Genomic DNA, 14390 nt, shown 5'->3' with positions numbered 1-14390 from the left:
TTGGTAACGGAACCGGCCCCACTCGCCACCCACCACGACTGGATGAACCCGCGCGCGGGACACTTGGGGTTTCGGGGGGTGGGGAACGGTTTCCCACCCTTTTTCCCCCCCCACGACCGCTCGGGTCAGAGCAGCGTGAACTTCTGGGCCGCCGAGGAGTTGCAGTCCCAGATCTGCAGCCGCGTCCCGTTGCCCGTCGCCCCGTTCGGGGAGTCCAGGCAGCGGCCGGACTGCGGGTTGCGCAGCGAGCCGTCGGCCTGCTGCGTCCACCCCTGGCCACCGACGCCGTTGCAGTCCCACAGCTCGACCTGGGCGCCGTTCGCCGTGCCGTTGCCGACGACGTCGAGGCACCGGCCCAACGTCCGCAGCGCGCCGCCGGACAGGTGGAACCAGTGCTGGTCCACCGCGAACGACTGGCAGTCCCACAGCTGCACGGCGGTCCCGTTCACGCCGTGGTCGTCGCCGGCCACGTCGACGCACTTGCCGCCGGGACCGGTGATCGGGCCGCCGCCGGTGACGGAGAACTTCTGCGCCGCCGAGGCGTTGCAGTCCCAGATCTGCAGGCGCGTGCCGTTGGCGGTGGCGCCGTTCGGGGCGTCGACGCAGCGGCCGGACTGCGGGTTGCGCAGCGAGCCGTCGGCCTGCTGCACCCACTTCTGGCCGCCGACCCCGTTGCAGTCCCACAGCTCCAGCAGCGCGCCGCCCGCCGTGCCGTTGCCGACGACGTCGAGGCAGCGGCCCAAAGTGGACAGTGACGAGTCCGCGTTGTGCGCCCAGTGCTGGTCGGAAGCGTTCGCCTGGCAGTCCCACAGCTGCACGGCGGTGCCGTTGCCGCCGGTGTCGTCGCCGGCGACGTCGAGGCACTTGCCGCCCGGGCCGGAAACCGTTGCCGCGTAAGGCGGAGTTCCGGTGGAGCCGGTGTACCCGACGGAGACCACGTTGGCCTGGACGGCGTCGTCCGCGGCGTCGGTCGGGTAACCCGCGGTCATCACGCCTTCGAAGAACGAGCCGATGGACGCGTTGCTGTTGTCGCCGCCGGTGCCGAGCACGATCGAGCCCTCCTGGTGCATCGGCGTGTAGCCGCCCGAGGGCAGCGCGCCGTTGTACCAGGTCGTCAGGCCGCCGCTCTGCGAGTTGCCGCCCTTGAGCGCGAAGGTGGTCTGGCCGTTGTTCTTCAGCAGCGCGGTGACGAACGGGGTCGCGTTGCCGCGGTTGGCGGTGTTGGAGCGGTTCCCTTGGAACAGCCCGTTTTCGAGGTCGCCCGCCACCCACGGGCCGATCCCGGTGCACGGCGGGAAGTAGCACGTGGTGCCGAGGTTGACGGCGTCCATGTGGCCGTTGCCGGTGTCGGCGATCTGCGCTTCGACGTTGCCGTAGTCGAAGCAGCAGCCGCCGTTGACGTGCGTGCCGCTGGCGACCATGTACATGCCCTCGGGCTGGCCGTTGACCGCGACGCCGGCGCCGACGTAGTGCCGGTACCCGGTGCCGGGGGAGACGTAGACGCCGTAGACCTTGTGCCCGCCCGCGGTGACCGGCAGCGCGGACGCGATCGCGGCGACGTCCTGCCCGCCCGCGGTGCCCGGGCCTTCGACGGTGAGGTCGTTGTGGCGCGGGGACTGGTCGTAGATCACCGTGATGGTGCACGTCGTGCCGGCGCAGAAGGAGTCCTGCGCGGCGGCGTTGGCGTACCCGCCGGTGGCGAGCAGGCCGATGTTCGTTTCGGCGCGGTCGGAAGCGCGCTGCACGCGGTAGAGGTTGCCGGCGTAGGCCGCATAGAGGGCGCGCGTGGTGCTGTGCGCGGCGACGCACTGGGTACCGGCGGCGCCGTAGATGTCGCAGGGCAGGGAACCGGCGGCCTGCGAGGGGCTGCTCAGGCCGAGCATCGCCGCGAGGACGAGCAGTGCCGTGGTGAGGGTGGCGAGGGGTTTTCGACCGCGGGGCACGGGAACCTCACTCTCGAAGTCGCAGATCAGCGACCTGCGCGGATTTTTACAACGTTGTATTTCCGGGAGAGAAGGGAAGCTCGGTGAGTTCGGTGGGATGGGGGGAGGGTAGGTCCGGTTTCTCGATCGTGTCAACAGTTCACGACGTGCCGGTGGTCCAGTCCACTGGGTTTCCGGCGGCGTGCACCCGGACGGCCTATCCGGCGGGGATCCGTTTCGTGGCAGGCACTCTCACTCAAGACCGGAATTCCCGGGCAAATCCGGCTATCGGCACCGCAGGCGTTGTCGGCGTGTTCGGCGGGAACGTGACGGCCGCCGCCGGGCCGAGGCTGATCGGCGGGCGCTCGTCGCCGGGGTGGGTGGCGGGCCGGGAGGAGTCGAGTGCCCGGCGCAGCGCCGCCCGGCGCTCGGACTCGGGTTCGTCGGCCAGCGCGGCGGTGTGGGCGTGGCGCCGGACCAGGGCGTGGAACCGGTAGCGGCCCGCGGCGGACTGGCGCAGCAGGTGGTCGTCGACGAGGTGTTCCAGCAGCCGTTCGGCCTCCGGGACCGGGACGGCGGCGAGCGCCGCGGCGGCCGGCGCGTCGAAGTCCGGGCCCGGGTGCAGCCCCAGGAGCCGGAACAGGCGCCGCGCCGGGGGAGCCAGCCGGTCGTAGGACGGCGCGAGGGACGCGGCCACGCCGCAGCCGTCCGCCTCGAGCTCGGCCAGGGGCCAGCCGAGCCCGCGCAGCCGCTCGGCCAGGTACCGCACCGGCCACGACGGCCGGGCGCGCAGGCGGGCCGCCGCCAGCCGGATCGCCAGGGGCAGGTACCCGCACCGGTCGACGACGTCGCGCACGGCGGCGGTGTCGGCGGCGCGGTCGTCGCCGAGGACACCGGCGAACAACGCGGCGGCGGCCGCTTCCGGCACCACGTCCAGCGAGACGCCGAGCGCGGAGTCCAGGCCGACCAGCCGGCGCCTGCTGGTGACCAGCACCAGGGTCCGCGCGGTCCCGGGCAGGAGCGGGCGGACCTGCGCGAGGTCGGCGGCGTCGTCCAGGACCACCAGCACGGACCGGGTGGCCAGCTCCGCCCGCCAGAGCGCGGCGCGGGCGTCGAGGTCGGCCGGAATCCGGGCGGCGGGGACGCCCAGCGCCCGCAGCAGCGTGTCCAACGCGGCCAACGGCGTCGTCGGCGCCCGCCCGGGGGTGTGGCCATGCAGGTCGAGGAACAGCTGGGCGTCGCGGTAGTCGCCGGCGAGCAGGTGCGCGGCGTGCACGGCCAGCGCCGTCTTCCCCACGCCGGCCATCCCGTCGATCGCCGGGACGACGACGGCGGCCGGCGGACCGGCGGGGGCGGCCAGGAGCCGGGCGAGCTCGGCCTCGCGGCCGGTGAAACCGGCGACGTCACCGGGAAGATCGTTGCGCGCCGGGACCGGTGCGGCGGTGACGGCGGGCGGGACGCCGAGCAGCCGCGCGTCGTTGTTCAGGAGCCGGCGGTGGATTTCCGTCAGCTGCGCCGAGGGGTCCAGGCCGAACCGCCCGACGAGCACCGCCCGGGCGTGCCCGAACACCTCCACGGCGTCGACCTGCCGGCCCGCCCGGTACAGGGCGATCATCAGCTGGCCCCACAACCGGTCGTGGCCGGGGTGCCGTTCGGTGAGCGCGGTCAGCTCGTCGAGCAACGCGGAGCTCGCACCGGTGGCGAGCTCCGCGTCGATCCGGTCTTCGGTGGCGGCGAGGCGCATCGCGGCCAGCCGGCCCGCTTCCGAGCGCAGCGGCGGGACGTCACCGAACTCGGCGTAGGCGTCGCCGCGCCAGAGCTCGAGCGCCGAAGTCAGCCGGGTGACGGCGTCCGCGTGCCGGGACGCGGTGAGCGCGTCCCGTCCGGTCACGACGAGACGTTCGAAATTCGCGGCGTCGAGCGCGTCCGGCGCCGGCCGGAAGGTGTAGCCGACCTGGCGGGTGACGATGAGCTGCCCGGCCGTGGCCAGCGAACGCCGCAGCCGCGAGACGTAGGTCCGCACGGTCTGCGCGGCATCCGGCGGGGCATCCGTGCCCCACAGCGCGTCGACCAGCGCGCCCACCGGCATCACCCGGCCGGCGTTCGCGGTCAGCAACGCCAGCAGGGTGCGGATCCGCGGCCCGCCGAGCTCGAGCCGCCGCTCGTCCACCCACACTTCGAACGGACCGAGGACCCGGAACGGCGGCGCCGGTCTTCGCGTGACCACTCCCCGACTTTCGCTCACGCGGACAAGAGCGGGAAGGGGGTTCGCCGGATACCTCCCCTTCGGGTCGTGGGGTGGGCGCGAACGGGCGTACCCGCGGTGTCAGTAGGCGAAGCGGGCGGGCCCGGTCAGCGGGGGCGGGATCGGGAAGCGGGTGGCCATCGCCCGTCCGGTGGACGTCGGGGCGAAGCGGAGTGCGCCCGCCGTCACCACCGGGTGCTCGGCCGAACTGCTGACCACGATCGAATACGTCGCCACCTCCTCGACCCGGTCGCCGGTCTGGCGCAGGACGCTGTAGTCGATCGTGGCCAGCCGCAGGGTGTCCGGGTGCGGCTGCGTCCGGGTCACCACCCGGAACGACTCGCCCGGCTGGGCCCCGGCGGTGATGTCCCGCAGGTAGGTCTCGATGCCTTGGTTCTGCAACGTCTGGTTGACGTACTCCGGCGCGTAGTAGATGGCGTACGGGCTCTCGAACCCGGTTCCCTGGCCGGACGTGTGGGCGCGCTCGTACTTCGGCCCGGCCGGCAGGTTGCCGTGCGCGCCCGTGGCGTACTTCGCGTTCTCCGTCCCGGCCCGCCCCAGCGACCCGCCGAGGGTGGACTCGTGCCGGATGGGGCCGCCGACGGCGTCCCGCCAGACGCGGCTGCCGTCGGGGAACTCCAGCACGACCGGGGGACCGGGGACCACCGACGCGACGTTCTCGAAGTAGTTCGCGGCGGTCCGGTCCAGGCTCACCTCGACGATCCGCCCGTTGCGCGGCGCCACGCTGACCGTGTCGATCGACCGCAGCCGCTCCAGCCGCGCGGTGAGCGCGTCCACGCGGGCGGCGTCGGCCGGGTTCAGCCTCGGCGCGGCCGCCAGGCGCCGCTCCACGTCGGCCAGCTCCCGATCGAGCGCCGGCCGCCGCCGCAGGACCGTCTGGTAGGCGGCCCGGGCGTCGCCGGCGGCCGCGGCCTTGGCCGCCGCCGGCCCGTACTCGGCGATGAGCCGGGCTTCCCGGATCGTCTGCAGCTCCGCGGTCAGGGCGCCGACCTCGGCCTTGCCCGCCGCGTCGAGCGCGCCGGCCCGGGCCTTGGCCTCCGCCGCGGCCATCCGGCTCCTCAGCGCGGAGTTCCCGGCCAGCTCGGTGGCGAAGCGTTCCCGCAGCCACATGCATTCGCTGCACACCACCAGCGCGCCGGACTTGGTCACCTTGACGTCGTGGCCCGCGACGCCCGCGATCCGCTCCGCCGCGCTCGCCTCGCGGCCGATCGCCTCGGTCACCTCGGCGACCGCCTTGACCTCCGCCTCGCCCGCCGCGCCGAGCAGCCGGAGCGCTTCCGGGCGCTTGCGCAGGACGGCGAGCCGGTCGAGCAGCCGCTTGCCGAGACCCGGGCCGAGCTTGTCGGCCCGGGTGGCGAGCGCGGCCGCGTCGGCCTCCTTGCCGAGCAGTGCCGTCTTGGCCAGTGGACCCAGCTCCCGGAACGCGCTCACGGCCGCCTTGGCGTCGAGGATGGCGAACGCGACGTCCAGCGCGACCCAAGCCAGGGAAGGATCTTCGGCGGCGATCGCGTAGGCCCGCTTGTTCAGGTCCGTCGAGGCCAGCGCGGACTGGTACCGGTAGTTCTCCACGCTTCGGGCGGCCTGATAGCCGGACAGGGCCGCCGTCCCGACCAGGCTCGTGCCGCCGGTCGGGATCAGCAGCGCCAGCTGGGCGACGAGCAGGAACGAGCTCTTCAGTGCCTCTTCGAACTGGAGCTCGTCGAGCTTCTCCTTGATGATCCCGTCGGCCATGATGTTGCCGTCGGTGCCGAGCACGGCCTTGGTGAGCCCGATGATCTCCGGCAGCGCCCACAGCAGTTCGGGGTCGCCGTCGACCTTGACCCGGACCTGGGCGATGCTGCGCTCCCGTTTCTCCATGACGTCTTCGAGGCCCGCGGCCGTGCCGCGCGACCGGCCGATGCTGCGCACCGTGCCGCGCCGGTCCCCGGTCGCGAGGTTCTCCAGCTCGTACGTCGCGGCGGCGCCGGCGTCGTCCAGGACCGCGCCCAGCGCGGGGTGCCGGGAAGCGGCGGAGATCCGTGCTTCGTCGTAGGTCTTCTCGATCTCGGCCGCCTGCTTGCCCAGCTGGTCGTACCGGGCCCGGTGCTGCTCGGGCAGCCGGGTCGTGCCCGCTTTCGCGTTGGTGATCTCCAGCAGCGCGTGCTGTTCCCCGCGGAGCCGGTCGACCCGGCGGCGGATGACGAGCAGGTCCTGCGCCGCACCCACCACCGCGCGGAACGAGACGGTGTCTTCGGCCGTCACTTCGGCGGGACGCGCCGGGTCCGTCCGGAGCCCGTAGCGCACGCGTTGCGTCCGGATCCGGAGCTCGCTCTCCCGCAGCAGGTGCTCTAGGGACCGGCGCAGCGAGGCCTGGAACGAGACGCGGAACGCCCTCGCCTCGGCCAGCACCCCCGGGTAGACCTGGTCCACCACGGCGACGGCCCGGGCACCGATTTCGCCGCGGACGGCGTCATCGGCCATGTCCCGCTGCGCGTCCATCGGGGTGCGCGGTCGCAGGCCGCCGAACGCGCGGGCGTGCGCGGAGAACGGCAGGGCGATCTGGGTGCGCGTGCCGTGCAGCACGCTGTACCACAGCTCGAGGCCCTTGATCCCGAACCGCCGCACCAGGAGCTTCAGCTCCCGGCGGGCGTAGGCGGGGTCGGTCGTCATCTCGACGCCCTGGAAGAAGTAGGACTTCGAGCTCGGTTTCACCGGGCCCTGGTCCCGGTCGTGGAACGTGTCGGCCGGGGCGGGCTGCCGGTACACCCCGGGTTCGGCCCGGCTGACGACGTGGGCCAGTTCGTGGGCGATCAGCCGGCGCCCGGCCGTGGTGCCCGGCGCGTACTCCCCGGCACCGAAGGCGATGTCCGAGCCGACGGTGTAGGCCCGCGCGTCCAGCTCACGCGCCGAGCCCGCGGCCGCCGGCCCGGTGTGCACGCGGACCCCGCCCAGCGACATCCCGAAGCGGGGTTCGAACCAGGCGCGGGTGACCGCGTCCAGCGGCTGCCCGGCCTCGAACGCCGCCCGCAGGGGCGCCGCCGCCGGTGCGACGTCCGTGCCGGGGACGGCCGACCGGTAGACCGTCTCGGGGTCGCCCGGCCGGTGCGTCCGCGGCGGGCCGACCTCGTCGTCCCGCATCCGGAGGACCTCGTCGGCCGCCCGGTCGGCGTCCCGTTCCGCCGGATCGGTCGGGTGGCTGACCGGGAGTCCCGCGTAGGCGGCGGCTTCCCGCTGCTTCCCGGCCGAGCACTCGCACGGTTCCGGCCCGCACCGGTGCAGGACCCGCTGGGCCGCGCGGTTGCCGGCGAACCGCTGGACCAGCCCCAGCGGTGACAGCGGAGCCGCCGCGCGGCCGGCACCGGCCGGCCGCGCGGCGCCCGGGACGGAACTCTTGGCTTCGGAGGCTTTCTCGGCCCGTTCCACCGGTCTTCCCCTTTCGCGTCCTTCGGCCGCTTACCCGGCCATGGCCTGCTTGCGCTCGGCCTGTGCCCGCAGCCGGGCGGTCTCCTGCTCGGCGTGGCGGCGGACGAAGTGCCGCGTGGCCAGGGGATGCGCCTGGCGCACCCGCTCGGTCTCGGCCCACTGCACGCCCGCCGTGACGTCCTTGCCGAACGCTTCCGGGTTCCGGTAGAAGCCGCGCTCCCGCTCGGGCTTGTCCTCCTCCGCGAAGAACTCGTGGGACGCCGCCCACGCGTCGTGCCGGACTCCGGTGACCTGCCAGGAGACCCGCTGCCCGGAGCCGCCCCCGGCGATCCCGAAGGCGTTGTCCCGCACCTCTTCGGAGACGTACACGTCCGATCGCCCGCCGACGCAGGTGAGCTGGTAGCGGAAGTCGCCGGCCAGCGCTTCCAGCCACTCCGGCAGCCGCACGGTGGCCTTGCCGTCCTCGTCGCACTCGACGTTGCCGCTGTACACCACGGCCCGCTCGCTCGACTCGACGCCGACGTGGTTGAGGTAGCGGTTCTCCGGGTCGAGCGGGTGGTCGATCACGAACTGCTTGGCGTTGGCCGACAGCGTCCCGGTGACCCGGACGTCGCCGTTGAACGAAGCGGCCTGGAAGGAGGCGCCCAGCACCGACAGCCCGGTTTCGCCGCCCAGGATCTGCACGGTCGAGCCGGCATTGCTGTTGTTCAGCGCGCAGATCGCCACGCCGCTGTTGTTCGTGGCGGAGAACGCGTTGGTGTTCGCGACGTTCGAGGTCACGCTGAACGGGCCGCCCGAGGACCCGCCGGTGCTCAGGCTGAGCTGGCCGGGAATGGTGACGGTGCCGGTGGTGCCGTTGATCCCCAGCCGGAGCTGCCACGCGGTCTTGGCGGTGGGCGTGGTGGTGTAGACCTGGAACCGGGAGTTCCCGCCGTTGTCGTCCATTTCCACGGTGACGGCGGACCGGGTCGGGTCGGGGAACGACCAGTCGGTGTTCGCGTCGTTGTGGAAAGCGTTGTAGGACAGGCTGCTCCAGCCCGCGGTGCCGCCGACGTACATCGAGTTCTGCCGGATCCCGCGGTTCGCGGTGACGTGCAGCGGGTGCGTCGGAGTGGCGGTGCCCTGCCCGATCCGGCCGTTCACGGTGTCGACGACGACCGTCTCGACGCCGTCCGACCGCCGGGCCGCGATCGTGCTCGTGGTCAGCGCGAGCTTGCCGAGGGCACCGCCGTTCGCGGCCACCTCCAGCGGTGCGCCCACCCCGCCCGCCTGCACGCGCGTGCCACCCGCGTTGGTGCCGAAGACGAACTGGTCGGAGCCGGACCACAGCCTCGCCGTGCCGCCCGCCGCGTACCACGACCAGCGTTCGCCCGCCGTCGGGTTCTCGACGAAGCTGCCGGTGGTCCGGCTGGCGAAGGAGAAGCCGCCGCCGGAACCTCCACTGTGGACTTCGCTGCCCTCGACGTGCAGGGTGCGCCGCGGGGGCGTGCCGTGCAGGCCCACCCCGGCGTTGCCGCCGCTGGGCAGCAGAGCGAACGTCCCCGCCGGGTCGGCGCTCAGCACCGGCTGGCTGGTTCCGTTGGCCAGCAGCAGGTTCATCGCGACGCCGCCGCCGTCGGTGGCCTGCAGCTCACCGGCGGGCAGCTGGTCGACCGTCGCCGGCGGGCCGCCGTTGCTGCGCGCGCGACGCAGTTCCAGCCGGCCGGCCGGGATCCCGGCGACCCGCCGGTGGTCCGCGGTCAGCGCCGTGATCTGGTTCTGGTTGCTCAGCACGACGTGCGCGAGGACGACCTGGTCGCCGGTGTCGGGGACCTCGGCGACGGGCTGCAGGCGTAGCCACGGCGCGTGCAGGAGCGTCGGGGCGCTGCCGGGGGAGTTCGGGTCGATGACCTCCCGCCAGGTGAGCGTGAGGTAGCGGTCCCCCGTCAGCCCGGTGGCCGACACGACGACGCCGTCGGCGGCGACCGGCACGGTCGGGACGTTGGCGACCTGGCCCGGGTCCACGTCGGGATCGGTGATGGCGAAGCCGTTCGCCGCCAGTGCGATCAGGTGGCCCGCCGAGTCCAGCGCGACCCCCGGCTGCACGGTCAGGCTCGTCGGGTCCGGCGCGGCCAGGACGGCCAGCCCCTGCGCCACGCCCCAGACGTGCAGAGCCGAAGCGCCCACCTGGCCGTGGCGCATGACGTAGGACTCCATGTCGGTCAGGCTTTCGCCGTGCGACGTCGCGCCGGTGCGCACGGTGTTGGTGCTGACGTTCATGTATTCGGTGCGCACCAAAGGTAAACTGGTCATCTCGGTCTCCCCGTCGTCGGCATGGTCGGTCAGTGGGCTGCGGCGGTCTCGGGCTCGGCCGGCTGCCCGTTGGTGTTCGCGGTGCCGAGGAGCTCTTCGAGCACCTGCATCGCGCCGCTGATGCGCAGCAGGGTTTCCCGCAGCGCCGCCTGTTCCCGGTCGAGCTCCGCCAGCCGGCCCTGGCCGAGCTGGTGGTCCCGCGTCAGCTCGGTGAGCCGGGCCTGGAGTCGTTCACGCATCTCTCTCCCTCTCCTTCAGAACTCGGTGACCAGGTTCCACATGCCGTGCGCGGGTTTCCGCTGCTCGACGACGGTGCGGATGGTGCCGACCACCTGGCGCAGCACGGCCGAGCGCGCGTCCGGGTCGGCCGGCACCCGCGCCACGAGGAAGTGGATGACCACGTCGATCCGGCACGGCAGCAGCCGGGACCAGACGGGCACCACCCCGCCGGCCACCTCGGGCTGCCCGGGATCGCAGATGACGAGCCGGTCGCCGGAGGTGGCCAGCCCGGTCGGGTAGACGATGTTGCCGGGTTCCGTCACGGGCGTGACGGTGACCGGCGACGCCTGCAGGTCGACGGCGTACACCACGGCCGGGTCGGCGACGTTCAGCAGGAACGGGTCGACGTTCGGCGGTGAGAACGGCTTCAGGCCCGCGTCGAGCACGTGGAGCCGGCCGCCCGGCTGGACGAGCCCGGTGGGGGCGACCAGCGGGTTGGCCGCCGGCAGCAGCGCGGTCTCGGTCCACGTCGTCCCGCTGCGCGTGATCCGGACCAGGTTGCCGGGCAGCTGCTCGGGCGTGGACGGCGCCTGGTTCCCGCCGTCGCCGACGATCAGCTTCCCGTCGCTCTGCACGAGCAGCGACAGCGGCTCGACGACCGTGGTGAGGTTCTTGCGCGTCACCGTCAGCGGGCTGGGCTTGACGGTGATGATCTTCGGCGGGTTGGTCGTCCCGGACCCGTCGCCGCGGTCCAGGATCAGCAGGTCCCCGTTGGTGTCCACGGCCATGGCCACCGGCGCGATCGTCGTGTTGCCGCCGGGCGCGACCGTCGTGACCTGCGCCGCCGTCTTGCCGAGGTAGGGCGCGGGCAGGGCGAACACCTTCCCGGACCGGTCCACGATGTACAGGTTCTCCGGCAGCCCGTCCCCGGCCGGCCGGACGGCCAGCGCCACGACCGGCACCTGGATGACGTCGGAGCCGACGAGCGGCTGCGGCTTCGGCGGCGTGCCGGTCAGGTCGTAGCCCCCGGTGGCGCTGATCCGGAACACCCGGCTCTTCAACGGGACCCCGCTGGCACTCGGCGCACCGATGTCGCCGACGAACAGGCCGCCGTCGGGCGCCGAGGTGACACACTGCGGCCGGATCAGGCCGTCGCTGACGACCGCTCCGGTCGGCAGGCCGCCGGCGAGCACCGGGCCCTGGGTGACCAGGCCGGCGACCGGCGCCAGGCGCCCGCGCGCGGGCTTGGTCACCAGCAGCCGCCGCCCGTCGTCCAGGACGACCCGCGGGTGGGTCTGGCCCACCGTGTAGAGGTCGAGGTAGCGGTTCAGGCCGCTGCGCAGCCCGCGTTGCCGCTCGATGCTCGCGATCTCGGCGGTCGCCTTGCGCTGCTGGTACTCGTCCCACAGCGGCTGCCGTTGCAGCGTCGGGAACTCCAGGCCGACCCAGGACGCCAGGTAGGGCAGGAACTCCGCCGGGGTGCGCCACGGGTCGAACAGCTCGTGCTGGCGGGCGACCAGCTCGGTGATCGCCGGGTGGGCGTGGTCGCCGTGGCGGACCTCGACGTCGTCGTCGATCCCGGTGAGGACCTTCTCGAAGATCCGCAGGAAGGCGCCGAGGGAGAACCCGGGCGGTGCCGGGTCACCGGACCACAGCACCGGGGGCAGGTGCCGGAGGTAGCTGCTCAGCTCGGCCATCGGAAGGCTTCCTTCAGCTCGACGCGAGGATGACGGTGATGGTGTGGAGGTTGTCGGCGGCCGGGCAGACGAGCTCGTAGTCCGCGACGCGGACGGCCGCGCCGTAGTCCGACAGCGCGAAGGGCCGTTCGAGGTTGCTCCAGTTGCCCGGCGTGCCCGCCGGGTTGAGCGGCGGCAGGTGGTACACCGGGATGTCCGGCTTGACCAGCAGGCTGGAGAGGAACGCGGTGTCCTCCGGCGGCGTGATCGCGCGGAACAGGTCGGAGACGACCACCGGCTGCCCCACCTGCCAGCCCCGGCCGTCCTTGCCGCCGCGCGCCGGGTGCAGGAACGCCTTGATCTTGTCCAGCATGTCGGCCTTGACCTTGTTCTGGTCGGCGGTCGAGGTCGGGGCCTGCGGGAAGAACGTGACGTCCGCCTTCACGATGATCGGCAGGTAGCGGGGGCCGACGACGGTCAGGCGCGCGGACAGGTCCCGGCGCGCGTCGAGGTAGGTCTGGATCTCCCGGACGAGGTCCGGCGTCGGCGCCGGCTGGGACACGGCGGACCCCTGGTCGGGCACCACGACCAGGTTCACCGTGCCGGGCGCCCGGCTGATCCCGGCGAACGCCCAGGGATCGCCCTTCTTCCAGGCGTTGCCCGCCCCGTCGGCGTCCTGCAGCCGCGGCGGCAGGGCCCGCACGATCACGACGTCCGTAGTGGCTTCGGCGGCCAGGAACTCGTAGTCCTCGGCGGTGACCGCGCGGTCGCGCACCTTGAGGGCGTCCGGGGCGCGGCGGAGGGTGTCGTCCAGGGCCTCCTCGTCCGAGCCGTCGAGGCCGGGGCCGAGGTTGGTCACGGCGGTGATCCCGGCCGGGAGCCCGCCGCCGGGCGTGGGCCCGAGGATGGTCACCTGGCCGGGCGCCACGTTGCCGGACACCCCGCCCGCCACGTACTTGTAGGACAGCGCGCGGACCTGGCTGCCCGCCGGGGGAACCGTGCCGTGGCCGGTCTTGGCCTGCTCGTCGTAGCTGCCGAAGCTGACCTCGGCGGTGACCGGGTCGACCCGGTAGACCTGGCCGGGCCCGGGCGGCAGGTCCGGGACGGCCGTCCACGTCTGCCACACCGGTGGCTTGCCGACGCCGACCTGGACCGCCAGGTGGTCGTACGGCGTGATGGTGTCCGGGCGCCGGAACAGCGGCCGGTGGGCCAATCCGAAGATCTGGAACGGCTGGCCGGTGCTCTGCCCGAGCGGTTCGGGCGTGGCGATCGTCAACGCGTTGTGGGCGCCGGCGGCGTTGAAGAGCACGCGGTCGATCCCGATGGTCAGCGGCGTCGTCTTCGTGTTGGCCAGGCGCAGGCCGACCCAGAACCGCGGGGTGGTGAGCGTCTGGGCCGCGTCGCGGGCGGTGACCGTCGTCCAGCCCGGCCCGCCCGCGGCGGTGCTCGGGCGCTGGGCGGCCCAGTCGGTGGGGACCTTCAGGCGCACCGTGCCGTCGTGCCGCAGCGACTCGGTCGCGTCGGCCGCACCCGGGATCGCCGTCCAGGCCAGGGGTTCCGCGGTGCCCTTGGCGTACACCCAGGACGCGGTGAGCTGGGTCGCGTCGGCCGAGGGCCGGTACAACCGCAGGCGCAGCACCAGGTCCTGCGTGGTGGCCTGGTCGAAGCCGAAGCACACCTGCGCGGACTGGGTGCCCTGCAGGGTGAGCGGGAGCTTGGCCGCGGGCGGCCCGACGAGCGCGGCCCCGGCGACGTCGTACTGCGCCGTCGCGGCTCCCGTCGTGTAGGGGCCGACGACGAGCGCGTCGGCGAGCGAGATCGGCAGGACCGCGACGTCCTCGTCGGTTTCGAACACGACCGGCTGCTGGTCCTGCGACGCCGCCGTCTGCGCCTTGGTCCCCGCCGGGACCGTGACCGGGCCCGCGCCGGAGGTGAACGTGAGGAACGTCGACGCCGGCGTGGCCGGGTCCCGGGTGGTGCCGAGCAGGCCGAGGAAGGCGAGGAAGTTCTTCTCGGGCGTCCGGTTGAGCCGGTAGATGATCCCCTCGCCGAGCCAGGCGAACAGCTCGATCAGCGTGACGCCGAGGTCGCTCGGGTTGTGGTCCGTCCACTGGGGAGCGTACTTCGGGATGAGGGCGCGCATCTCGTCGACGAGGTCCTGCCAGGTCCGGTCGTCGAGGTCGGGCGGGACGACGCGGCCGCGGTCAACGGGCTGGGTCACTGCGGACGCTCCAGGTAGAAGGGGTAGATGAGGTTGCGGACGTCCTGCGTGCCGCGCAGCCGGTAGCTGATGGTGATCACGAGGGTGCCGCCGGCGTTGTCGTTGGCCACGGCGACGTCGAGCACGTCGATGCGCGGCTCGGACTGCGCGAGCCCCTCCGCGACGTAGTAGCGGGCCAGGTTCGCCGTGGCGACGTTGTTCGGCGCGAAAGCCAGGCTCCGCAGGTTGCAGCCGAAGCGGGGCCGCATGAGGCGTTCGCCGTACTGCGTGCCCAGCACGACGTGGATCGACTCCTCGACCTTCGCCGCGCCCGCCGACTCGCTGATCCCGGCGACGCCCAGCCGGAGCGGGAACGTCATGCCCCGTCCCTGGAAGTCGGTGCTCATGGTTCC

At 73.3% G+C, this 14390-nt stretch carries 8 protein-coding genes; all 8 read right to left on the bottom strand.

All coding sequences use genetic code 11. The features are described from left to right. Window positions 1–125: 125 nt before the first annotated feature. The 8 genes from ACZ7OU_RS36710 to ACZ7OU_RS36675 all read right to left on the bottom strand — a co-directional run bounded on the left by ACZ7OU_RS36710 (window position 126) and on the right by ACZ7OU_RS36675 (window position 14384). Entirely contained in the window at window positions 126–1943 is a 1818-nt protein-coding gene (locus tag ACZ7OU_RS36710) for an arabinofuranosidase catalytic domain-containing protein (RefSeq protein WP_470258763.1), read from the bottom strand. A 235-nt stretch (window positions 1944–2178) separates the two neighbouring features. Continuing rightward, window positions 2179–4149 (bottom strand): AfsR/SARP family transcriptional regulator, encoded by a 1971-nt coding sequence (locus ACZ7OU_RS36705; RefSeq protein WP_470258762.1) that lies wholly within the window; start codon window positions 4147–4149, stop codon window positions 2179–2181. A gap of 99 nt (window positions 4150–4248) precedes the next feature. Beyond that, entirely contained in the window at window positions 4249–7590 is a 3342-nt protein-coding gene (locus ACZ7OU_RS36700) for an eCIS core domain-containing protein (RefSeq protein WP_470258761.1), read from the bottom strand. A 30-nt stretch (window positions 7591–7620) separates the two neighbouring features. Continuing rightward, window positions 7621–9882, bottom strand: a complete 2262-nt coding sequence (locus ACZ7OU_RS36695) for a hypothetical protein (protein WP_470258760.1) — start codon at window positions 9880–9882, stop codon at window positions 7621–7623. A 29-nt stretch (window positions 9883–9911) separates the two neighbouring features. Further along, the gene (locus ACZ7OU_RS36690; protein WP_470242923.1) at window positions 9912–10121 is read right to left on the bottom strand and encodes a hypothetical protein; all 210 of its coding nucleotides are present in this window, start codon (window positions 10119–10121) and stop codon (window positions 9912–9914) included. 15 nt (window positions 10122–10136) lie between these two features. Next, window positions 10137–11798 carry a phage tail protein gene (locus ACZ7OU_RS36685; RefSeq protein ID WP_470258759.1) on the bottom strand — a complete coding sequence of 554 codons (1662 nt, stop codon included), beginning with the start codon at window positions 11796–11798 and terminating at the stop codon, window positions 10137–10139. Between the two features lie 13 nt (window positions 11799–11811). Next, window positions 11812–13998: a baseplate J/gp47 family protein gene (locus tag ACZ7OU_RS36680; RefSeq protein WP_470258758.1), complete on the bottom strand. Its 2187-nt coding sequence runs from the start codon at window positions 13996–13998 to the stop codon at window positions 11812–11814. Beyond that, window positions 13995–14384, bottom strand: coding sequence for a GPW/gp25 family protein (locus tag ACZ7OU_RS36675; protein ID WP_470242920.1), 390 nt, complete (start codon window positions 14382–14384; stop codon window positions 13995–13997). The genes ACZ7OU_RS36680 and ACZ7OU_RS36675 overlap by 4 nt, the downstream gene beginning before the upstream one ends. Between the last annotated feature and the right edge of the window lie 6 nt (window positions 14385–14390).

The sequence above is a fragment of the Amycolatopsis sp. NPDC114505 genome (assembly GCF_055633615.1).
This window is presented reverse-complemented; position numbering and strand designations above follow the sequence as displayed.